Below are 24,036 nucleotides of genomic sequence, written 5' to 3' on the forward strand. Positions count from 1 at the left end.
CAATGGGCTTCTACAGCCTTGACTTAGAGACTAGGCTGCTTCTTTTTTCTCAGTTCCAACAGCAAACTTCGATAGCTCGAAGACTTTCGTTTTAATGGCTGATTTCTGCTGAGATGTGGGGGTAACCCTTGCGACGATCCCAGCCGCAATCAAATCTAATTCACCTGTTTTTGCTATGCTTTTAGCCGCTGACAAGTCTCGGCTTTGGTAAGTTTCACAAGCCGTACATGTGAAATATCTGTCGTTCAATGTTAAAACATGATGTTGGCCGCATTCAGAACAAACCCCTGTGGATTTTTCAAACCTGCCAATCTCGTGGTAGAGTTTACCTTCAAGCTCAGTTTTGTATTTTGAAAGCTGAGTAATTAAGCCCATCACATTGTCGGCAACCATGCTGCCATTGAACTTTTGCATCCCTTTTACGTTTAAATCTTCGAACACTAAAATGTCATTTTCATTGGTTATCTGGCGTGAAATTTTGTGTGCAAAGTCGAGCCTTTGCCGTGAGATTTTGCCGTGTAATTTGTTGATGCGTTGTTTGGTTTTTTGCCAGCGATTTGAACCTTTAGTTCGGCGTGCAAGCTGGCGTTGCAATTGATTTAACTTTGTTTTTGACTGCTTTAAAAACTTGGGGTTATCGACCACAAAACCATCTGAGCCAACAACAGTTTGCTTTGAGTTAATGTCAAAACCTGTGATTGTTTTTAAAACTTGTTTAGCTGTTTTGCACTCAACTTCTTGAGTGATGCTGCATCCCCATTTTCCGTGGTGATACTGGATAGTTACAGTCTTGATTTTACTTGCTAGTTTGCGATGCAAGATAATGGGTATCTTACCTACCTTTGGGATACTGATAGCACCATTTTCAATGCGGATACAGTTCGAGTTATTGACCGCTCGAAAACTATCGTTGTGAAGTTTTTTCTTTTTATATGAGATCTTGTGCTTTGGAAAGCGTTGCAAGCGACCTTTAGTAAAAGCATTCTTGAGCGCTAATTCCAGGTCGCGGGCAACTTGTTGAGCTGCCGCAGAATCGAACGCTTTGATCCAGTTAAACTCTTCGAACGTCTTGATATCTTTAAGTAGTGAGGCCATGTCTTTGTAAAACAAAAACGTTTTATCGTGCTCGTATCGACGCATGTTCTCAGACAACAATAAGTTCCAAATGCCACGCGCTGTCGCGCCAAACTCAACGAGTTTAGCTTCTTGCTCTGGCGTAGGATTTAGCCTGTAGTTGTATCTAAGCGTCTTTTTCATACACTGTATAGACTACTGTATGGAAATGAGTTGTCAAGATGGAATATGAAACTAAGTCTCACTGTAAATATTTAATAGCGCTATATTTAATACTTGTAGCTAAATATAGAAAACAATTGTTAAAAGGTGATGTAGGTGATTTTGTAAAACAAAAAATCACTGAAATTGCAGAGCGCTCAGAATTTAATATCGAAGAGATGGAGGTGGACAAAGATCATATAGACATATTGCTAACGATTTCTCCCAATATCAGCGTTGCGAGTTACGTTAGGAGAATTAAACAATCTACAACGCAAAGTCTATGGTCGAGATTTAAATGGTTTAAAAGCAATTCTGGGTTAAAAAGACAGTTTGGTCTGACGGATATTTTGTTTGCTCTGTTGGAAATGCGGCTGCTGATACAATTCGAAAATACATTCAAGAGCAGGGCTAACTATTCCGATTCATCCCATCGACGACGCTTCGCGTCGAACAATGGGTTTTCTCGGAAAATTTCGATAAATAAGGTATGGCCCATTTATTAAAATGAATTACAAAGCAATATAGATCGTTGATAACTCAAAATTCGACTTGCTTAAATATTAGGAGAGAGTTTTGGAAGTGTCTAATTTAAAAATAATTTTGATACTAAAGTATGTGCTACAACAACATAACGCATTTGTAGCACTCAAGTATACTAAGCACTTTTACTTAACGGTGTTCCACTGTGAAACTTAAAGTCTTCGTCATCAGATAAAATTAACTGTGATTCTATTTCAGCAAATTCTTTTACCCGCTCGGTAATATCAAAATCAGCAATGTCTTGAGCAAGGGTTAAATAATCTTGGTAATGACGTGCCTCAGAGCGCAGCAATGAAATATAAAAATCCCCTAAGCGTTTATCTACATGCGGGGCAAGCTTGGCAAAGCGTTCACACGAGCGAGCTTCTATGTAAGCACCTACAATAAGCTTATCAACTAAGGCATTAGGCTCAAACGTTTTAACATTGCGTAGCATGCCTTTGGCATAACGACATGGCGTTATACTTTTATATTCAACACCGTATTCATCCATAATTTCGAGGACTTGATAGAAATGATGCAGCTCTTCTTTTATCAGCATTACCATTTTATCAATTAAATCTTGGCCATAAGGCGAGTTAGATTTAGGGATAATGGATTTAGTGAGTTTATTTTTAGCCGCTAAATCACGCCAATTTCCCTCACGTTTATAAATAAGCGTTTCAAACGGTTTAAGCCATTCAAGCAGTGCATCACTGCTGTCTTTATCTACCGCATACTTACGAATTAAAAACATGGCACTTTGCGCCGCTTTTAATTCACATATTAAGTGATCAATTAATATGATGGGTAAGTTTTCTTTTTTGATTGCTTGTTCAACCCACTCATCGGGAGTACTGCATAATAAAAAATTGTTAATTGGTTCTAAAAGCTGGCTATGTGGCACGCTGACTACTCATTGCTAAAAATTGCGATTATGGCATTTTAACATGAAATATTACGCTGAATAAAATAAACACTCGCTCTTATTGCAAGCATGTGGATAACTTGACTTTGTATACTTACTGAACCATAACTAAATGGACTGTATAAAAACAAACCAATTATAACCAAACAGTAATATATCCTTTTATGGAGAGCACGCAATGATACTAAATCACCTATGGGGCTTATACGCCCACCCACTCGAAGAATGGCAAACAATTGATAACCGTCACGAAAGCTTAACCTATAGCTTATCGCATATTTTGCTTATCGCTTTATTTCCCTCAGCAATGGGGTACTACTCATCGGTTTACTTAGGCTGGAGTATAGGTACAGGTAATCCAGTATTTTTAACCCATGAAAGCGCACTGATGATTGCCGCAGCCATGTATTTCGCTTTAATTGGCGGTGTATTTGCACTGGCCTATTTAGCCCATTGGATGGCGGTTACTTTTGGTGCTAAACCGACTTTTACCCAAACAATTGAGCTGGCAGCTTATACCGCTACACCGGTATTTATGTCAGCATTGGCTGCTTTTTGGCCTGAGCTGTGGTTTGTGGTGTGTGTTGGATTAGTGGCCCTGGCCTACTCAGTTTATTTACTGTACACCGGCGTGCCAATTTTGATGCACATTCCGCAGGAGCGCGGCTTTATTTATGCAAGCTCTGTTGTTACCTGTGGATTAATTTTACTGGTTATTATATTAGCACTTACCGCTATGCTATGGACCAACGGTATTATCAGCCCCATGTTTACTTAAATATTCCTTTATCATAGACGCAAAAAAGGAGCTGTTAAGCTCCTTTTTTTATTAGCCTTAAAATACTATCAGGCTAACATTACATTATTAATCAGATTCGTTTTCATCTTGATTATGTATTTCTAAACTAGATGACATCGCGTTTTCACGGATGCTTTTAGCTGAATCGTTGCGCAGCTTATCTATACGATTTAGATAGTCTTGATCAATGTCGCCAGTAATGTATTGTCCGTCAAACACTGATGTTTCAAACTTAGTGATCTCTGGGTTTTCTTGGCTAACGGCAGCAATTAAATCGCTTAACGATTGAAAGATTAAACCATCAGAGCTAATGCTTTGGTTAATATCTTCTACTTCACGGCCGTGTGCAATAAGTTCTGCCGCAGATGGCATATCTATACCGTATACATTTGGAAAGCGTATTTCAGGTGCTGCTGATGCAAAGTAAACATTTTTAGCGCCTGACTCGCGTGCCATCTCTACAATTTGTGCTGAGGTGGTACCACGTACAATTGAGTCATCAACAAGTAGGACATTTTTACCTTTAAACTCACGGTCAATCGCATTGAGTTTTTGGCGAACTGATTTTTTACGTAGCTCTTGACCTGGCATAATGAACGTACGGCCAATATAGCGGTTTTTAACAAAGCCTTGGCGATACGGTAAGTCAAGCACGCGTGCCATTTCTAATGCAATATCACACGAGGTTTCAGGAATAGGAATAACCACATCAATGTCTTTGTCTGCCCATTCACGCGCTACTTTTTCACCTAACTTAGTCCCCATATTTACACGCGCTGCATACACTGACATACGGTCAATGGTTGAATCCGGTCGCGCAAAATAAACAAATTCAAAAATACACGGTGAGTAAGACACTTTATCTGCACAGCTTAAAGAGTGAAACTCTCCATTTTCAGTAACATAGATAGCTTCGCCTGGGGCAACGTCACGAACAAATTCAAAACCGTCAGGCTTTAATGCTACGCTTTCTGAGGCAAACATGTATTCAGTGCCGTTTGCTGATTCACGTTTACCAAACACCAATGGACGAATACCGTTTGGATCGCGAAACGCCACAATACCATGACCGATAATCATGGCGATAGTGGCATAACCGCCACTTACTTTATTGTTGACTTCAGTAACCGCGGTGAAAATGTCTTCAGGGTCTAATTTTAGTTTGTCTGATTTACTTAGCTCATGCGCCATGATGTTAAGTAAAATTTCAGAATCAGAAGTCGTATTAACATGGCGACGTGCCTCTGAAAATAACTGCTCTTTTAACGACTCAGCATTGGTTAAGTTACCATTATGCGCAAGCGCTATACCAAATGGAGAGTTTACATAAAACGGCTGAGCCTCTGACGAGCTTGAAGAACCCGCCGTTGGGTAGCGCACATGGCCAATGCCAATGTTGCCTTGCAAACGTTTCATATGACGAGTGTGAAATACATCTTTCACTAGGCCATTTGCTTTGCGCAAGCTAAATGTATTGTTCTCAATAGTTATGATACCCGCAGCATCTTGGCCACGGTGTTGCAAAACGGTTAAGCCATCATAAATCGCCTGATTAACTGGCGATGTTCCGACTATTCCAACGATACCACACATGTAATTTATCCTCGCCGATTAACGGTTTACTGAATTTAAAAAGCTCGAGTTGTTTTCTAGGTACGAAAAGAACCATTCAACTACAAAGCCAAATTCTGGAATCAAAATGGAGTTGCCCCACCAATGCGTATTAGGCGCACCAGTAAAAGCATCAAGAAAGAAGAGTAACGCGCTCACGACCAACACGCCTCGAAGAGCACCAAACACCACACCAAAAACACGGTCTGTGCCGGATAATCCGGTTCGCTGTACAAGCTCACCTAAAATATAGTTTAGTAAACCGCCTAACAATAGCGTCGCAAAGAATAATATGGCAATGGCCGCCGCATTTCTTAAAAGGGGTTCAGAAATGGATGTTAGGAAGGAAGCTAAATATTGATAAAATAAGCTGGAGATGATGAAAGCCCCTGCCCATACCGCTAATGACATAGCTTCTTTAACAAAGCCGCGTATTAAACCGATGATGGTAGAGAGTGCAATAATGCCAATAATGGCGTAATCAACCCAGATCATAAGAACCAATTAGTCGCTAATTTTGGGCGCATTCTATACCTAAACCTCCTTGTGATGCAAGTTTAAGCGTGAGATTACAGGTGAGTAAACACACACCATTATTAGATTAAAAATAGCGCAGTCTCACCGTTATAAAAATAACAAATATTTTGTTTCTAGCACGTATATTCTGCTATTTATGTGTGGGCATTGATAAGTAAAGGTAGCGAGCTAAAAATGGAGTAAGGGTCTATTTAAGCGTATCAAAAATATAACGAGGTAAGTGTGTAATATCTCAAGGGTAGTGTTTAGAAATCTGTGTCATTTCAGTAATATTAAGAAAACAGGAGTGACACATGACTCAATCTTTTGACTTCAACAAAGCATTAGCTGAACTTCAATCTGGTAAAGGGTTAACTGGTGAAGATGGTGTTTTAACACCGCTAATTAAACAATTAACTGAAGCTGCACTCAGAGCAGAGCTAGAGCAGCATCTAGAATCTGATCTGCAACCAAACCGTAAGAACGGCACTAGCAAAAAAACCGTTAAATCATCTGTAGGTCAATTTGAACTTGAAACACCAAGAGACCGCGCTGGCTCCTTTGAACCGCAACTTGTTAAGAAAAACCAAACTAAGTTAACGCCAGAAATTGACCAAAAAGTCCTATCTATGTTTGCGTTAGGCATGAGCTATCGTGATATTCGCAGTCACATTCAAGAAATGTATGGCATTGAAGTATCAGAAGCCACAATAACCGCTGTGACTGACCAGCTAATACCAGAGCTTAAAGCGTGGCAATCTCGCAGTCTTGATGCGTTGTATCCATTTATCTGGCTTGACGCTATTCACTATAAAATCAAGGAAAATAGTCGCTACGTTAGCAAAGCGGTTTATACTGTGTTGGGTATTAATATTGAAGGCCGTAAAGAATTACTTGGCCTCTACGTATCAGAAAGCGAAGGTGCTAACTACTGGTTATCAGTGCTGACCGATTTACATAATCGTGGCGTATCCGATATTTTAATCGCCTGTGTTGATGGTCTAAAAGGTTTCCCTGAAGCCATTGGCACTATCTATCCTGAAACAGAGGTTCAACAGTGCGTTATTCATCAAATTCGTAACTCGATGAAGTACGTAGCCTCTAAGCACCAAAAAGCTTTTATGGCTGACTTAAAACCCGTTTATCGTGCAGCAACTAAAGGTGCCGCAGAAGCAGCACTGGATGAGCTAGATGATAAATGGGGCAAGCTATATCCCATTGTTATCGACTCTTGGCGTCGTAAATGGACGAACCTGTCGGTTTACTTCAAGTACCCAGATTACGTGCGAAAAGCCATTTATACCACCAATGCTATCGAGGCGGTTCACCGCCAGTTTAGGAAATTGACCAAGACTAAAGGCGCATTCCCGAATGAAAATAGCTTGATGAAATTATTGTATGCAGGCATATTGAACGCCTCGAAGAAATGGACAATGCCAATCCACAGTTGGAACCTGACATTGTCGCAATTAGCCATTCACTTCGAAGGTAGGTTAGATGACGTGCTAGATATTTAGTAATTTAGGCTGACACAGAATTCTGAACGCCCTCATCTCACGAAAAACACACTCCCTTTTTATTGAGTTTATTTGGTCACTTCAAATTGAGTAACTTTACCGTTTAGTTTAGTTAGCTCTTTCAGCGCGGGAAGTTGAGACTGCAGCTCATTTTTATTTAATGACGGCCCTACAAATACTTTAGTTAAAGTACCATTTGGCGTTTTAATTGGCCTAGTAAAGCTTTTAAAACCTTTCGTTTTTAGCTTTGCCTGCAACGCTTTTACATTTGCCGCATGAGAAAAACTACCAAGCTGAATGACATACGCCATACTTGTTAAGTTTTCATTAGTATTACGCGTAGCGTTATTTTGCCCGGTAGTTACTGTGCCTTGCTTTGTATCGGCTATGACCGCTTCAACCATTGCTGGCTGTGCAGTAACGTCAGTTTCAGCAGAGCTGTTTTGTTGCTCAAATGCAGCATCATCAGGCTGAATATCTTCAATTTCATCCTCTTTTAATGGTTCTGTATTTGCCACTTGCTGATCAATTGATTTTTGTAAATCAATAGTTTTGAACTCAGAGCGTTCTGGAATCGCTTTAAAGCCTTCTTTATAGTACGCTTTTTCACCATCGAGTATATTGGGAATAAACACAATTGCTGCGATCACCACAATACTTGTACCGACTAAGCGATTAATAAAACCTGAGTTCACCGACATCCTCTCTATTTTTTAAAGTAATGAATAGCGCCAGCCACGGTAAAAAATGAACCAAATACAATTAATAGTGTGTTACTTGGCTGGTTTGGCAAGATAGTATCCAATGCTGCCTCTACGCTATTATAACCCTGTTTAAAATAACTATTAGGAATACTTAAAAGTGCCTGATGTAGATTAGCAGCGCTATCGCCGCGTGGGCCCTCTAAGCTCGCAAACGACCATTCATCTACTACATCACTAGCTTCTTTAAGCACACCGACCTTATCTTTATCAGCAAGCATAGCGGCTAATGCATGAATTTTAAAGCCTTTATCTTTATAGCTTGCTAATTTAGTCGCTAAATAGCGAGCTGATTCAGGGTTATGTGCCACATCGGTATACACTAATGGCTCTGCACTTAGTTGTTGAAAACGTCCCTCAACGACTAAGTTCACTAAACACTGAGTAATCACCTCATCGCTCGGTAATAAGTTTAATACCGATAGTGCGGTTAGTGCCGTGGCTACGTTTTGACATGGAATTGCTGGTTTAGGTAACTCAAGATTATGCTCTTTAAATTGCCAACTAAAACTCTGCGCGTGCTCTTTAAAAATAAAGTCGCTGCCAGATAACACCATATTAGCGTTAATTTCTTTACCATAATCGGTCATTGTATGCGGAATATTTAAGTCCCCAATAATTGCAGGAGTACTCTCTCGAAAAATACCCGCTTTGTCATAAGCAACTAATTCACGCGTGTCACCTAAGTATTCTTTATGATCTAAGTCAATCGTGGTAATGATGCTGGCATAGGGGGTAACAATATTGGTCGCGTCAAAACGCCCGCCTAAACCTACCTCTAACAGCACGTAATCAACCTCTAAACGCTTGAATATTGCTAACGCGCCTAAGGTGCCATATTCAAAATAAGTCAGTGGGGTGTCACCACGACCTTGTTCTAATAAATTAAACGCATCGACATGGTATTGATCATCAAGCTCTGCGCCATTAACGCGCACTCGCTCGTTGTATCGAATTAAATGCGGGGAGGCATACGTACCTACGCTGTAACCTTGCGCAATTAATAACGATTCTAAACAGCGCGCAGTTGTGCCTTTGCCGTTTGTGCCGCCAATAAGAATAATTTTGCTGGAAGTGTTTAATAAGCCAATGTTGTTTGCAACAGTAGCGACGCGTTCAAGTCCCATCTCTATATTTGCAGGGTGAACACTTTCTAAATAACAAAGCCAATCATCAAGGCTTGATGATTGGCTAGGAATTGTTTTTGTCATAGCATGTAATCAGTAAAGCTGAAATTTACGCTACTCTATGCTCTTGTTCCGTAGAAGGCAAGTTCATAAATTTAGCAAGTACGCGTGCTAGCGTATCGCGCATTTCTCGACGATCTATAATCATGTCGATTGCGCCATGTTCTAACAAGAATTCACTGCGTTGGAAACCCTCTGGTAGCGTTTCGCGAACAGTTTGTTCAATAACACGCGGACCGGCAAAACCAATCAAAGCTTTAGGCTCTGCAACGTTAATATCACCAAGCATTGCCAATGATGCTGATACACCACCCATTGTTGGATCTGTCATTACCGAGATGAACGGTAGGCCTTTTTCAGTCATTTTAGCCAGTGCCGCACTGGTTTTAGCCATTTGCATAAGTGACATAAGAGCTTCTTGCATACGTGCACCGCCCGATGCAGAAAAACAAATCAGCGGCATATTATGCTCTAAACATTGGTCAACCGCGTCAACAAAACGGGCACCCACTACCGATGCCATTGAGCCACCCATAAATGAGAATTCAAATGCAACAGCAGCAACCGGAATACCTTTTAGGTTCCCTTTCATTGCGACAAGCGCGTCTTTTTCACCGCTTGACTTTTGAGCTGCATTGATACGATCTGAGTATTTTTTTGAGTCTCTAAATTTAAGCACATCTTTAGGCTCGTGTTGGGCACCTAACTCGTGACGATCGCCTTCATCTAAAAACTGTTCAAGACGTTTACGACCACTAACACGCATATGATGATCGCATTTAGGGCATACGTTCAGTGATTTTTCTAATTCTGCTTTATATAAAATTGAATCACATGACGTACACTTAGCCCATACACCTTCTGGAATTTCTTTACGACCTGAAGACTTAGTCGTTTTTGGTAAGATTTTTTCTAGCCAACTCATTTGCAACTCTCTTAATGCTGTTCTGTGTCGCGGGTCTACATGTTAACCATGCAAACAAATTTTTCCAATTAAAACATGAATTACGCTGTCACGGTATAAAAAACTGGTCTTAGTAGTTAGCAATACGAATAACAGCGTATAAATTTAGCCTCAAAATATACGCATCTCGTTACTTATCAAATATCACTATCGGCTAAAAACAATGGTCCTAGCGGCGTTCTAGGGATATTAAAATGTTCTGGATAATCAACATCCACTAAATATAAACCTGCTGCTTTTGCTGTAGCGCTCGCTTTAGCTCGCTCTTTAACATCTAGCAGCTCTTTTAACCAAATTGGTTCATGTTTATGTAAGCCAATATCCATTAAACAACCCGTAATATTACGTACCATATGGTGTAAAAACGCATTAGCTTTAATATCAATAATGACATAAGCACCTTGGCGCTGTACCGATAAATGATGAATCGTTCGCGTTGCCGTATTAGCTTGGCAGTGCAGCGCTCTAAACGAGGTAAAGTCATGCTCACCTAGTAAATATTGACACGCCTGCTGCATTTTCATTTCATCTAATGGGTGATGAAAATGTGTAACACCTTCATTTAATACCGCACCACGAAACGCATAATTGTAAATAACATAACGATAACGACGAGCAGTTGCACTAAAGCGGGCATGAAAGTCTTCCGCCACAGGTTGTGCAAAACGAATAGCAATATCCTTGGGTAATAAGGTGTTCATGCCTAATGTAAAGGCCACCATTTCACGCTCAGCATGTGTATCAAAATGCACTACTTGTCCAGTGCCATGTACACCGGCATCGGTACGCCCTGCACATACAATTTCAACTGGATGATTACAAATGCGCGACAACGCTTTTTCTACTTCTTGTTGTACACTATTTACGTGTGATTGACGCTGCCAACCACTGTAACGTGCGCCATTGTATTCTACTCCAAGTGCTACTCGCATAATTACTGCTTTACCTACTGTGCTAATCGACGCTGCATTTTATGCTATATGGCGTTCCAATAAAAGCAGCGAACTAAGGTTCCTAACTATGCGATACAAAAAACCCGTTATTAGTGTTAGCCAATAACGGGTTTTACAGCTCAGATATCCTTTTCAGGATTAGCTATTGTTAGTTTTTCAGCTTAGCTTTTAGATTTTGTGCTTCTTCTTGCACATCGTCTGGGCCATTATTAATAATCTCATCTAAGATTTTAACTGCCGAGTCAGCATCATCTATCTCTATATATGCGTGAGCAAGATCAAGCTTTGCCGAGTAACCACCACTTTGAGTATCGACATCCATAGGGTTATCACCAGCAAGTAATGAATCGTAGTCACCTAAACCGACATCCATATCGACGTCGGTGTAGGGTTCGTGATCTATATCCGCATCATCACTTTGCTCAAGTAATGCATCTATATCAACAAAGTCATCTTGATCTAATGGCTCAGTAACCTCAGGTTGCTCAATGAGCTCTTGCAACGATGGTGCTTTATCATCAGCTAAATCTTCATTAAGTAAGCTATTAAAATCAACATTGAATTCACTGCTGTCGCTTAAATCAACATCATCAGGTTCAGCCAACTCATTCAGTAATGAATCAAAATCTGTTTGTGTTAAATCAGCCATGAACTCATCATCTAGTTCATCATCTGAAATCATTTCTGATTCTGACGGTACTGACGTTTGCGTTAAATCAGCTTCACGATCAGCATTTGTTTGCTGATCGGTAAATTCAGCTGTCTCTGTTAACGCATCAAATTGATCATCGTCAAAATCATCATTAGAGCTAACAACTTGCTCATCTGCAGCTTGTTCAGTCAGATCTGCAGACTCTGAAATATCATTACCTAAAGCTTGCTCTATATCTAACTCTGAAAACTCATTGTTAAGTAACAGCTCATCATCAAACTCATCTTCTAAACTATCGAGGTCTTTACCTGCTGATAGAGCATTAGCAAGATCTTGCTCTGCTTGGCTGGGTGACATGCCTGTGGCATCACCATCTAAATTATCACCTTGTAGCTCTTCTGGGGTTAGTGATTGTTGTTCCTCATCAGATAAAGGCAGTTCATCATCCAGCTCTAACTCAGGATACTCCCCAAGTTCTTCACTTGGGGTGATTATTTCAGGCTCATATAGCTCATCGTCTTCTGACGATAAATCGTTGCTTTGGATATCGCCAGCAAGCGGATCATCGCCTAAATCAATTTCCTCTTCATCAAGATCATCGTCTAAGTCATCCATTGACCAATCAGGTACTTGTTCATCCTCATCGCCTGTTAGCTCAAGCTCACTTAAAAGATTATCAACACTTTTGAAGTTTTCATCATCGTATTCGTCAGGCGCATCTTCTGGGTCGAGTAAGGTTGAAGACGTATCGGTAAAATCATCTTCTGATCCAACATCAGGCGCTGCTTCAAGCCCTGGTTCGGCTTCAAGTTCTGGCTCTGTTTCTGATTCAGATTGCTCATCTAAACCATCAACTGACCAATCAGGTGCTTCTACATAATCATCACTTGTTTGTTCTAACTCGCTCAGTAGCTCATCAGCGCTATCGAGATTTTCATCGTTGTACTCATCAAGCGCGTCTTCTAGATCGAGTAAATTAGATGACGTATCAGTAAAATCATCTTCTGATTCAACATCAAGTTCAGGCTCTGCTGCAATTTCTTGCTCTGCTTCAGTTTCTGGCTCAGGCTCAGCAAAAGATGAAGCGATAGATTCTACATCTTCACTATTTAACTCTTCTTGCGCGTCAGTTAAATCTTCAATTGAGTCCGCTAATGCATGATCTATTTCAGAATCATGAACATCACTTTCAGGTTGCTCTGTATCTAGTACATCGCCAATATCTACTTCGTCTTCATCAATTAAGCTGTCAATATCTGGCTCTTCAGTTTGAGCCTCATTAGACGGTTGTTCAGTGTCGAGCAAACCATCAATATCAACTTCATCGTCTTCATCAACTAAGCTGTCGATATTTGGCTCTTCAGTTTGAGCTTCAGTAGTTGGTTGTTCAGCATCGAGCAATTCATCAATATCAACTTCATCGTCTTCATCAACTAAGCTGTCGATATTTGGCTCTTCAGTTTGAGCTTCAGTAGCCGATTGCTCTGCATCGAGTAAATCGTCAATATCAAATTCGCCATCTTCATCAACTAAGCTGTCAATATCCGCGTCTTCACTCTCTGCAGTAGCGGGTTGCTCTGCATCGAGTAAATCGTCAATATCAAATTCGTCATTTTCATCAACTAAGCTGTCAATATCCGCGTCTTTACTCTCTACATTAGCGGGTTGCTCTGCATCAAGCAAGTCATCAATGTCAATCTCGTCATCTTCATCAACTAAGCTGTCAATATCAGTTTCTTCACTCTCTGCAGCAGCGGGTTGCTCTGCATCAAGCAAGTCATCAATGTCAATCTCGTCATCTTCTTCAACTAAGCTGTCAATATTAGTTTCTTCACTCTCTGCAGCAGCGGGTTGCTCTGCAGCAAGCAAGTCATCAATGTCAATCTCGTCATCTTCTTCAACTAAGCTGTCAATATTAGTTTCTTCACTCTTTGCAGTAGCGGGTTGCTCTGCATCGAGTAAATCGTCAATATCAAATTCGTCATCTTCATCAACTAAGCTGTCAATATCGGTTTCTTCACTCTGTGCAGTAGCGGGTTGCTCTGCATCGAGTAAATCGTCAATATCAAATTCGTCATCGTCTGCTGATGTGTCAGTTGCCTGCTCATTATTTTCATCGAGTAAATCATCAATGTCGAAGTCTTCGCCCTCTTCGGCGAGCTCTTCACTGAGTGCAGCCATATCATCATTCGATTCACCTTGGGGTTCATCTGGTAATGAATCGTCATCTTCTTCATCAAACAGGCTATCTAAATCATCCGCACTTAAAATATCATCCGATTCGTCAAGATTAATTGTATCGCCCGTGTCATCTTCATCAGGGCTATCAAAATCTTGTTGCATGAAAACATCAAGTTCATCGCCCTCAGTATTTTCATCTTCAAAAACAACATCATCATTAAGTAAGCTTTCTAACTCATCTTGATCTAATAAACTGTCATCATCGAGATCATCATTAAATTCCACATCATCATCAAGTAATACGTCATCCATGTTCTCATCTAACTGCACACTTAAATCATCAAGTGGATCGGGAGCAGGCGCTTCGTCAAGCGTGGGTTCTGGCATTTCATCTAAAGGGTCAGTATAAGCAGGCGCTTGTGGTATAAATTCATCATCGTTACTCTCAGGTTCTTGGTTATTACCACGCTTACGCAGCCACATAACTACAGCAAAAATAATCAACAACGCTGGAATGGTCATTAATAAAATGAGTACCAAAGGATTCGAGAGTAATGCAGCAAAGCTAAATTCATTCTCTTGCTCTGCATCTTTTAATTTTTGCTGTGCAATGATCTCGTTTTGCTTAACGATTAATTCTTTTAACTGTTGTTGAATTTCACTATCTTGGCCTAATTGTAAACGAACGTTTTCTAACTCGTTTGAAATACCTGTCAGCTGTTTTTTAAGGTTGTTGTTTTCAACTAAAATCTCTTCTACGTTACTAACCGAACTTTTAAACTGCTGCTGAAGCTCAACTAATTTATTACCTTGATCTGTTTTAATCGCTTTTAATTCTTGTTGTAATTCTTTTTTGGCTTCATCAACGTCTGCTTTGCGGGCTTGGGTTACTTGTGTTTGTGCTGAATTGATCTCTGCTTGAGTGAGTGTGCCATTTTTCTTTTTTTCCCACAGTTCATCGTCTTGCTCAGAACGTTGCTTAGCTAATTGCGGGTTTACTCGTCTAATTTCTGCCAAAGTAGGTATTTTTAAATACGAACCACTTTGCATGTGATTTAAGTTTTGTTCTAAAAATGAGTTGGGGTTTTTGTTATACAAGGCCTGCATAACTTGATAAATGCTGACTGAGTTATCTGGGCGAACTTTAACGGCAATACGCCAAAGTGTATCGGTTGGTTTTATTGGCCCAATAGAGCGACCCTGCGCGCCGTAATCTGCGCCTTTAGGCCCTCTTAATTGGGTACTGTCTTGAGAGTAAACAGTCGTTACCATCAGTGCAGACGCTAATATAATAAGTGAAACGAAACCGCGCATGCTGATCCTTTAATGTTTAAATGTTAACGCAGCGCTTTAAAATTGGCGCTTAAACATTGATTATTCTTGCCGTTGTTAGCCACGTGGCCAACGCACATTTTTATTACAATCTATTTTTATTGCAAGCTCTATTCCAGTTACAAACTATAAACCAGTTAAGCCATAATATCCATCGCAACGCATTGAAAATAAATACCTTAAACATCATGATAAAAATGTTTTTATGTTGTTTATCAAGATGTTTACACTCTCTCAGTTAATAAGTGGCAAAAAAATGGCGGTTAAAGCATAAAAAAACGGCAAACCACTGTGGTTTGCCGTTTATTGAAATTATCACTATTTTCAGGCTAATTACATATAATTAGCAATCAGTTCTTCTGCTATTTGTACACTATTGGTTGCAGCCCCTTTACGGGTATTATCACTTACTACCCACATATTTAATCCATGTGGGTGTGAAATATCAGCACGTAAACGGCCGATATAAACAGTATCATTACCACTGGCATCCGACACAGCCGTTGGGTAGTCGCCAGCATCATCAATTAGCTCAACACCTGGCGCATCACTCAAGAGTTGCTTTACACGCTCAAAATCATAAGGCATACGCGTTTCAATATTAATTGACTCAGAATGACCAAAAAATACAGGGACGCGAACACAAGTCGGGTTTACCGCAATGGTTGTATCGCCTAAAATTTTATGCGTTTCGTTTACCATTTTCATTTCTTCGCGCGTATAGCCGTTATCTTCAAAGCTATCGATTTGCGGTATTACATTAAACGCAATTTGCTTAGGAAATATTTCGTTTTCCATTGGGCGTGCATTCATTAAATTTGCAGTTTGTTTAGCCAGTTCATCAACTGCCTCTTTACCCGCTCCCGACACCGCTTGGTAAGTTGAAACGTTAATACGATCAATGCCGTATGCATCATAAATAGGCTTAAGCGCAAGCATCATTTGAATGGTTGAACAATTAGGGTTGGCAATAATATTACGATTTCTAAAATCGGCTAAACTCGATGCATTTACTTCTGGCACAATAAGCGGCACTTCAAAGTCATTTCTAAAGTGAGATGTGTTATCAATAACGATACAGCCAGCGTCTGCGGCAATAGGGGCATATTTTTCTGATACACTGCCACCTGCTGAAAATAAGCCGATATGCGCTTGGCTAAAGTCAAAGCCTTCAACATCACGTACTTCTATGGTCTCACCACGAAACTTTATATCTTCGCCAGCACTGCGGCTGCTTGCTAATAAAAACAGCTGATCGACCGGAAATTTACGTTCTTCCAAAGTTTCAATGATTTGACGACCTACAAGGCCTGTAGCGCCGAGTACGGCAACGTTATATTTTTGCGACATATTTCATCCTCTGTAAGCACGATTAAAACAACCGTGCTAATTAAATTAGTTTGCTGTAGTAAAACCAAGCTGCGCAAGTGCAGCAAGCTCGGTGCTATCACCTTCAACCACCACGGTGCTAAACTCACGTCGGGTTGGATAATTTTTTCGTAAACTGTCAAAGCCTTTATCGGCCAAGTGACGCAGTAAAATGCCATCATCACGGCGTACGTCATAAACTAAGTGCACTAAGCGGGCTATATCTGTTTCGCTAAAACTACTTCCTAGGGCGACTTTTTTAATTGCAGGAGGCGGTAAAAAATCATCAAGCGATTTTATTGCGTTAACCCCTTTTAGCTCACACAAGCTTTGATACAACATTTGTGTACCCCGAGCTTTACCCTCAAGAGTATGTCCGGCAATGTGCACACTGGCATAGCGAACATGCTCAAGTAACTCGGTTAAAATGTTAGGTTCGTTTTCCCACACATCCAACACTAAATCGAGCTCAGCGCCTGCTTCCATCACCTCAAGTAATGCTTGATTATCAATCACATCACCTCGGCTGGCGTTAATTAAAGTAAGCCCAGGTTTAAGCGTAGTTAAGCGCTTTTTATCAAGCATGTGCAGTGTTTTATGCGTACCTGTTTTTACTAACGGCACATGAAACGTGACTATATCTGACTGCGCTAATAGCTCATCAAGCTCAACGTGCTCGGGTAATAGCCCTTGCTCATGCTTTATTGGGTCGCACAATAGTAAATTAACGTTAAGTGCTTTTAGCTTGTGCGCGAGGCAACTACCAATATTACCCACACCCACAATACCAATTGTTTTCCCGCTTAATGGGCTGGCGTTTTCTTGACTTAATGCAAATAAACTACTGATCACATATTCAGCAACCGCAATCGCATTGCAGCCTGGTGCACTGGTAAAAGCAATATTTTTTGCGTTGAGCAAATCGGTATCAATATGATCCACACCAATAGTGGCTGTACCTACAAAGCTTAGCTTATTAGCCTGTGCTAATAATTCACTATTGACCTGCGTGACTGAACGAGTGAGTAATACATCAACATCAATGAGTTGTTCTGGAGTTAATTGCCTGCCATCAAATCGTTCAACCTCACCCATATCTTTAAAGAATTGCTCAACTAAAGGCATATTTTGATCGGCAAGAATTTTCATTGTGAATCCGTTTGGCAAAATGAGACCCTATTGTAACGAACAACCGCCTATTTGCACAAACGAAAAAGCCGAGCATTTTGCTCGGCTTTAAAATAGTTAAAGGTTTACTTAGCCTTTGTATTTGCTCATTACTAATGTGGCATTGGTGCCGCCAAAACCAAAACTGTTAGACATAACCGTATTTAGTTCAACGTCTTTGGCTTCAGTTACAATGTTCAAGCCCGCTGCTTGCTCATCAAGCTCATCAATATTGATAGATGGCGCAACAAAGCCATGCTCAAGCATTAGCAATGAAAAGATGGCTTCGTGTACACCTGCCGCACCCAATGCATGGCCTGTCATTGCTTTAGTGGCACTGATCATTGGCGAGTTACCACCAAACACTTCTTGAATAGCTCCTAGCTCTTTCACATCGCCTACGGGTGTTGACGTACCATGGGTATTTAAGTAATCAATGCTATCAACGTTTTGCATAGCTTGGCGCATACAACGTACCGCGCCCTCACCCGATGGTGCAACCATGTCGTAACCATCTGAGGTTGCGCCGTAACCGGTAATTTCAGCGTAAATGTGCGCGCCACGAGCAAGTGCGTGTTCTAGCTCTTCAACAACCACAATACCGCCACCGGCTGAAATTACAAAACCATCGCGGTTAGCATCGTAGGTGCGCGATGCTTTTTCAGGTGTGTCGTTATATTTAGTCGAAAGCGCGCCCATAGCGTCAAATTCCATCGCTAACGTCCAGTGAAGTTCTTCACCGCCGCCTGCAAAAATAACGTCTTGTTTGCCTAATTGAATTTGTTCTACCGCGTGGCCAATACAATGCGCAGAAGTTGCACACGCAGAACTAATAGAGTAGTTAACGCCTTTAATTTTAAATGGCGTTGCTAAACATGCAGAGGTGGTGCTCGCCATAGTACGTGGCACCATGTAAGGGCCAACGCGCTTAACGCCTTTTTCGCGAAGGATATCGGCCGCTTCTACTTGCCATTTTGATGAACCGCCGCCAGAACCCACTAATAAACCAGTGCGCTCGTTTGATACTTGTTCGTCGCTAAGGCCCGCATCTTCAATCGCTTGTGCCATTGAGATATAAGAATAAGCCGCTGCATCACCCATAAAGCGCATTGCTTTGCGGTCAACATGCTCTTTAACATCAATATCAATTTTACCTGATACATTGCTGCGCAATTTGTAATCAGCAAATTCTTGGTTAAAAGCAATACCGCTTTTACCCGCTCTTAGTGACTCTAATACTTCTTCTTTATTATTGCCGATGCTTGATACAACACCGATGCCTGTTATTACGGCTCTTCTCATGGGTAATTCCCTTAGCTTAATACTTAATTGTGTTCTATTTTACGCGAATTTAATCACCTAAGTGGTCAGCTTTCTAGCGTACACTTGTACTCTGAACCTACAGCTTATAAATAACGCCAGACTATTTCAAAGAAAACACGTAAAATAATTAAAAAATTATCTATAAAATTGAATTGGTCATGATAAAAAACGCCCACATACACTTTAATGATTTAGGGACACCGGTTGCTAATGACTTTGATGATGTTTATTTTTCTAATGACGACGGCCTCGCTGAGTCTCATTATGTGTTTTATCAACAAAACAATATAGAGTCACGGTTACAAAATCATGACCGTGAGCACTTTGTTATAGCCGAAACCGGTTTTGGTACAGGGCTTAATTTTTTAAATGCATGGCAGCAGTTTTATGACCACCTGCAATGCCCACAAGTTCAAAGTCAACAGCCAAATACAGTGCAACGACTGCATTTTATTTCTTTTGAAAAATATCCACTTAGCGTAAATGATTTAAAACAAGCCTTGCAAGCTTGGCCTAGTTTAAGTCATTTAAGCGCCCAACTCGTCTCCCACTACCCGATTAATTTAACCGGTTGTCATCGCCTTGAATTTGCCAATGGCCTTGTGGTGCTCGACCTCTACTTTGGTGATGTGCTGGAATGTATTAATAGCATGAGCTACCCACAAAGTGGACTCGTTGACGCATGGTTTTTAGATGGTTTTGCACCGAGTAAAAATCCTGATATGTGGCAGCAAAGTGTATTTAACGCCATGGTTGATATTTCTAGAAGCAACGCGACATTAGCCACGTTTACCGCTGCGGGCTTTGTTCGCCGTGGCTTAATTGAAGCAGGCTTTAGCATGCAAAAAGCTAAAGGCTTTGGCCGAAAACGAGAGATGCTAGTTGGCACACTCGCTCAGGCTAATTCAAAACAATCGGCCCCCGCCTATTTTGAGCATCACTTCTCTCCTCTTACCAATGTAGCTGTTATTGGCGGTGGTATAGCCAGCAGTTGTATTCTTTATAGCCTTGCGAAACGCGGTATACCAAGCCACTTATTTTGCCAAGATAAACAACCGGCCATGGGGGCATCTCACAATGTACAAGGGGCGATATATCCGCATTTACAAGCAAAAAATTCGCCACACAGTGAACTATTTGCCCATAGTTTTTTATACGCAAAGCGGCTTTACAACCAATTACTCAACAATGGCTTTTTGTTTGATCACCAGTGGTGTGGTGTGCTGCAACATGCAGTAAAAAAACCATTGGCAGAGCGTCATCAAAATCTCGCTGATAAACAACTGTGGCCAGAACAGCTTATGCGAAATGTGACTGCTGATGAGGGTGATGCTATTGCTGGGGTTAAAACAGGTTACTCAGGGGTGTTTTTTGAACAAGGCGGCTGGGTTAATCCCCCCCAGTTAGTCAGTGCTATGTTAGATGCCGCACAGCAATTAAATGAGTTTGAGAGCTTATTTAATTGCCACATTGAGCAACTTAACAAACAACCCGATGGCTGGTACTTAACCACGCAAAAACAAACATTTGGCCCCTTTAGCGATGTGATTATTTGCGCCGGTGAACACAGCGATGCATTTGCGCAAACTAAAACGCTCCCTATTGTTGGCGTACGCGGACAGGTGTCACATGTTCAAGCAAGCACGCAATCACGTAAGCTAAAAACCGTGTTGTGTCACAAGGGATATTTCACCCCCGCTTATTTAAATCACCATTGTATGGGCGCCACCTTTGAAAAAAACAGTAAAAGCCGTGAAGTGACCGAGCAAGATAATCAAACCAACCGCGAGCAACTGCTGAGCTTTTATAACAACACTGAATTTGCCACCAGCTTAGGCGATATTAGCTCTGCTAAAGCCGCTGTTCGCTGTAGTTTTATTGATCACTTACCTATGGCCGGTGAATGGGTGGAGCAAACTGACTATACACATGCATTTGCTAATTTACGTTTGGGTAAGCGCTATCAATACCAAGCATTAAAAAAACCACAACAGGGCCTACATATTTTTACCGGCTTTGGCGCGCGAGCATTATGCAGTGCACCGCTATCTGCCGAGCACTTAATTAGTAGTTTAAACAACGAACCTCGCCCACTAAGCGAACGCGTAAGCCAAGCTATTCACCCAGGCCGCTTTATTGTTCGTGACCTTATTCGCAATAAAATTTAAAGGTAATAATACCTACAAAGCCCTTTACCGTAATTACCAAGAACGCAGTGTACGTATTGGCTTATACCACCGTAGCTTTGTAACCGAAGTAAGTATAATGATCGAGTAAAAAGTTCTAAAAAACGCCTTAAAAAATAGCTAATTTTAATACTCAGTTAAGTAATAACTTTTCACTAATATGTTTTTTTAAATAAGCTCGTTTAAATCCCATTTACTCTTTAAAAATAATTTCCTACCCCAAGGTCTGTTTGTACGAACAATCTTTACACTATATTGAGAAGGAATTAATTATGAGTAAGACTTTAATTATTGGCGCAAGTGGTCAAATTGGTAAAATGGCTACCAAACTACTTTTAGAAAATGAGCAAAATGTTGTTGCACTTGTAAGAGACAAAAGCAAACTGCGTGATTTAGATAGCCAATTTTTAAGTATTGTTGAACAGGATTTAGAAGGTGACTTTTCAAGTGCCATTAATGGCTGCGACCAAGTTATCTTTGCAGCAGGTTCAGGTGGAAGTACAGGCACAGATAAAACCGTACTTATTGATTTGTGGGCAGCGACAAAAGCAGCAACTTATTCTAAAGAGCACGGTGTAAAACACTTTATTATGGTCAGCTCTATTGGTGCAGACGATCCTGATGCAATAGATAGTGACTTAAAGCCTTATCTTGTAGCAAAACATATGGCTGATGAGCATTTAATTCACAGTGGACTCAATTACACAATTGTCCGCCCAGGAACATTAACTGACGAAAGTGCCTCTTTGGAAGTAACAACAGAGCGCCCTAGCGATCAGTCAAAGGCTAAAATTAGCCGCGAAAATGTAGCCAACGCATTGCTTCACGTTGCTACAAACTCATTTAATAGCAATCGTATTTTTGAGTTATTTGATGGCGATAAACCAATAAAAGCCGCTATTAAGTAAGCATTACACTCACCCCTTGCCATGCAAGCTGCATGGCAAGCAGAGTTAAAATCACTTTAAAAATAACCCTAAAACGCGCCACAGAGAGCCGTTTAAGTAAACGAATCCCTAACCAAGTGCCAATGGCTCCGCTTAAAATCATCGCCAGTGTTAACGGCAACCATTGCCAAAAGCTAAAACCCAGCCCCGCATAAACAACGGCTTTTAAGCTATGCTGCAAGGTCATAATACTTGAAAAAGTCGCGGTAAATTTAAGCTTATCGTAATGATTAATGTGTAAATAACTCGCCACCAGAGGCCCACTTGCTCCCACAAAAGTAGAAATAAATGCCGTAATTACACCCGCTATTAAACGCCCTAATCGTGAGTCTTTATTAAATTCAGGGATTGTTCCCCACAGTAAATAAATCACAAATAAAGCCACAAACAGCTTCATGCTATCAAGGTTAATATCGCTCACTACTTGGCTCGACAACCCGGCACCAATTAACCCACCCAGAGTAAAATACAACAACATCGGCTTATCAAGATGAGCAATACTTAACAATAATCGATTGGCATTAGAGCCTAACTGCACTAAACCATGAACAGGCACTACCACCGCCATAGGCATAACCGACGCCATTACCACCAACAGCATTAAACCGCCGCCCGCACCAAAAGCCGCCGATACAAACGAAGTAACCCCCGCCAGTAAAACCAGTAAAACCAGTAAAAGCGAAATTAAAGGGGAAATGTGTTCAGCTGTAAAAATATCCATATCAAAGCTCGCAGTTAATCATTGGCTCATAATACAAAAAATAGGTAAGTAAGCGACTAGTCTATTAGTTGTAAGGGGTTCGGGGTTCGGGGTTCGGGGTTCGGGGTTCGGGGTTCGGGGTTCGGGGTTCGGGGTTCGGGGTTCGGGGTTCGGGGTTCGGGGTTCGCAAGATAAACCAAAGCACAATAAATTCAATCATTTTAGCCATAAAAAAACCCGCGACTTGATTGCTCAAGTGTAAGCGTCCGGGCAATAGAGACAGGTAGCAAAGAAACAGATTTTCTAAGCTGCCTGTGCGGCAGTGAACACTACAGCTGGTTGAACGTGGTATCCCAGTATTTTCTAAGCTGCCTGTGCGGCAGTGAACGCATGGCGCTGGACGTTTATGCTTTTGTAGATTTTCTAAGCTGCCTGTGCGGCAGTGAACACTTTTAGCAAATATATTTAAACTTTATTTCATTTCTAAGCTGCCTGTGCGGCAGTGAACTTATCAGGCGTTCTTGCTGCGGTTGGTGTTACTTTCTAAGCTGCCTGTGCGGCAGTGAACCGGTACTTTTAATGCTGCTTTTGAATCTGTGCTTTCTAAGCTGCCTGTGCGGCAGTGAACGAGATTTGAACAGTCAAGATGCAATCGGTCAATTTCTAAGCTGCCTGTGCGGCAGTGAACTTAACGACCGTGTAGGTGACTTTGGCGCTACTTTTCTAAGCTGCCTGTGCGGCAGTGAACGTTGCCTTGCTCATCGATGATGACTTTGTTGCTTTCTAAGCTGCCTGTGCGGCAGTGAACGGTAAGGGCAAAATGGCGTAATTTGGTTGGGCTTTCTAAGCTGCCTGTGCGGCAGTGAACAAATACGGTTTACCGCCTACAATACCTGAAGATTTCTAAGCTGCCTGTGCGGCAGTGAACGAATGATTGAATGCTCTAAATGTCATGGTGTATTTCTAAGCTGCCTGTGCGGCAGTGAACACATAGTTACAGGCATAGCACTCGATTTAATTTTCTAAGCTGCCTGTGCGGCAGTGAACGTGCGGTATTAGGTGCGGATGTTTCCGTATTATTTCTAAGCTGCCTGTGCGGCAGTGAACTCAAAATCAGACTCTAGCTGCTGCTTCTGCTTTTTCTAAG

At 41.1% G+C, this 24,036-nt stretch carries 17 protein-coding genes, 1 pseudogene and 1 CRISPR repeat array; of the genes and pseudogenes, 5 read left to right on the plus strand and 13 right to left on the minus strand.

Features of this window, described 5'->3' with window-relative positions; genetic code table 11:
- Positions 1-30: 30 nt before the first annotated feature.
- Positions 31-1,257 (minus strand): RNA-guided endonuclease InsQ/TnpB family protein, encoded by a 1,227-nt coding sequence (locus ACTRWE_RS06275; protein ID WP_011327282.1) that lies wholly within the window; start codon positions 1,255-1,257, stop codon positions 31-33.
- Between the two features lie 38 nt (positions 1,258-1,295).
- Here ACTRWE_RS06275 and tnpA point away from each other — a divergent pair.
- Positions 1,296-1,690 (plus strand): annotated as a pseudogene (tnpA, locus tag ACTRWE_RS06280) (IS200/IS605 family transposase).
- A 243-nt stretch (positions 1,691-1,933) separates the two neighbouring features.
- On the opposite strand, the gene miaE reads toward tnpA, so the two are convergent.
- Positions 1,934-2,704, minus strand: a complete 771-nt coding sequence (gene miaE, locus ACTRWE_RS06285; RefSeq protein WP_036981894.1) for a tRNA isopentenyl-2-thiomethyl-A-37 hydroxylase MiaE — start codon at positions 2,702-2,704, stop codon at positions 1,934-1,936.
- A 199-nt stretch (positions 2,705-2,903) separates the two neighbouring features.
- On the opposite strand from miaE, the gene ACTRWE_RS06290 reads away from it, so the two are divergent.
- Positions 2,904-3,503 (plus strand): Yip1 family protein, encoded by a 600-nt coding sequence (locus ACTRWE_RS06290; RefSeq protein WP_036981893.1) that lies wholly within the window; start codon positions 2,904-2,906, stop codon positions 3,501-3,503.
- A gap of 87 nt (positions 3,504-3,590) precedes the next feature.
- Here the strand turns inward: ACTRWE_RS06290 and purF are convergent, their stop codons facing one another.
- Together purF and ACTRWE_RS06300 are read right to left on the minus strand one after the other, a co-directional pair.
- Complete coding sequence (gene purF / locus ACTRWE_RS06295) at positions 3,591-5,117, minus strand: amidophosphoribosyltransferase (RefSeq protein WP_138563644.1); 1,527 nt, start codon at positions 5,115-5,117, stop codon at positions 3,591-3,593.
- Positions 5,118-5,135: 18 nt separating this feature from the next.
- Positions 5,136-5,630, minus strand: a complete 495-nt coding sequence (locus ACTRWE_RS06300) for a CvpA family protein (protein WP_008111063.1) — start codon at positions 5,628-5,630, stop codon at positions 5,136-5,138.
- Positions 5,631-5,965: 335 nt separating this feature from the next.
- On the opposite strand from ACTRWE_RS06300, the gene ACTRWE_RS06305 reads away from it, so the two are divergent.
- Complete coding sequence (locus ACTRWE_RS06305; RefSeq protein WP_462879681.1) at positions 5,966-7,168, plus strand: IS256 family transposase; 1,203 nt, start codon at positions 5,966-5,968, stop codon at positions 7,166-7,168.
- Positions 7,169-7,236: 68 nt separating this feature from the next.
- Here the strand turns inward: ACTRWE_RS06305 and ACTRWE_RS06310 are convergent, their stop codons facing one another.
- The 8 genes from ACTRWE_RS06310 to fabB form a co-directional block, all read right to left on the minus strand.
- Entirely contained in the window at positions 7,237-7,863 is a 627-nt protein-coding gene (locus tag ACTRWE_RS06310) for an SPOR domain-containing protein (protein ID WP_462879682.1), read from the minus strand.
- An 11-nt stretch (positions 7,864-7,874) separates the two neighbouring features.
- On the minus strand, positions 7,875-9,140 hold the full coding sequence (folC, locus tag ACTRWE_RS06315) for a bifunctional tetrahydrofolate synthase/dihydrofolate synthase (RefSeq protein WP_069438648.1): 1,266 nt from the start codon (positions 9,138-9,140) through the stop codon (positions 7,875-7,877).
- A 25-nt stretch (positions 9,141-9,165) separates the two neighbouring features.
- Positions 9,166-10,041 (minus strand): acetyl-CoA carboxylase, carboxyltransferase subunit beta, encoded by an 876-nt coding sequence (gene accD, locus ACTRWE_RS06320; protein WP_069438649.1) that lies wholly within the window; start codon positions 10,039-10,041, stop codon positions 9,166-9,168.
- A gap of 176 nt (positions 10,042-10,217) precedes the next feature.
- Complete coding sequence (gene truA, locus ACTRWE_RS06325) at positions 10,218-11,012, minus strand: tRNA pseudouridine(38-40) synthase TruA (RefSeq protein WP_036981890.1); 795 nt, start codon at positions 11,010-11,012, stop codon at positions 10,218-10,220.
- A 169-nt stretch (positions 11,013-11,181) separates the two neighbouring features.
- On the minus strand, positions 11,182-15,180 hold the full coding sequence (locus ACTRWE_RS06330) for a FimV/HubP family polar landmark protein (RefSeq protein ID WP_462879683.1): 3,999 nt from the start codon (positions 15,178-15,180) through the stop codon (positions 11,182-11,184).
- Positions 15,181-15,531: 351 nt separating this feature from the next.
- Positions 15,532-16,548: an aspartate-semialdehyde dehydrogenase gene (locus tag ACTRWE_RS06335; RefSeq protein WP_462879684.1), complete on the minus strand. Its 1,017-nt coding sequence runs from the start codon at positions 16,546-16,548 to the stop codon at positions 15,532-15,534.
- Positions 16,549-16,593: 45 nt separating this feature from the next.
- The gene (locus ACTRWE_RS06340) at positions 16,594-17,715 is read right to left on the minus strand and encodes a 4-phosphoerythronate dehydrogenase (protein WP_076923121.1); all 1,122 of its coding nucleotides are present in this window, start codon (positions 17,713-17,715) and stop codon (positions 16,594-16,596) included.
- A gap of 108 nt (positions 17,716-17,823) precedes the next feature.
- On the minus strand, positions 17,824-19,035 hold the full coding sequence (gene fabB, locus ACTRWE_RS06345; protein ID WP_013465470.1) for a beta-ketoacyl-ACP synthase I: 1,212 nt from the start codon (positions 19,033-19,035) through the stop codon (positions 17,824-17,826).
- A gap of 179 nt (positions 19,036-19,214) precedes the next feature.
- Between fabB and mnmC the strand changes: the two genes are divergently transcribed.
- Positions 19,215-21,224, plus strand: coding sequence for a bifunctional tRNA (5-methylaminomethyl-2-thiouridine)(34)-methyltransferase MnmC2/FAD-dependent 5-carboxymethylaminomethyl-2-thiouridine(34) oxidoreductase MnmC1 (gene mnmC / locus ACTRWE_RS06350; protein WP_462879685.1), 2,010 nt, complete (start codon positions 19,215-19,217; stop codon positions 21,222-21,224).
- Positions 21,225-21,514: 290 nt separating this feature from the next.
- Positions 21,515-22,150: an NAD(P)-binding oxidoreductase gene (locus tag ACTRWE_RS06355; protein ID WP_462879686.1), complete on the plus strand. Its 636-nt coding sequence runs from the start codon at positions 21,515-21,517 to the stop codon at positions 22,148-22,150.
- On the opposite strand, the gene ACTRWE_RS06360 is transcribed toward ACTRWE_RS06355, so the two are convergent.
- Positions 22,143-22,910 carry a sulfite exporter TauE/SafE family protein gene (locus ACTRWE_RS06360; protein WP_462879687.1) on the minus strand — a complete coding sequence of 256 codons (768 nt, stop codon included), beginning with the start codon at positions 22,908-22,910 and terminating at the stop codon, positions 22,143-22,145. The genes ACTRWE_RS06355 and ACTRWE_RS06360 overlap by 8 nt on opposite strands.
- A gap of 279 nt (positions 22,911-23,189) precedes the next feature.
- A CRISPR array of direct repeats spans positions 23,190-23,996; the repeat unit is 28 nt; unit sequence TTTCTAAGCTGCCTGTGCGGCAGTGAAC.
- Positions 23,997-24,036: the final 40 nt, after the last annotated feature.

The sequence above is a fragment of the Pseudoalteromonas sp. G5_S1_54_S4 genome (assembly GCF_054968565.1).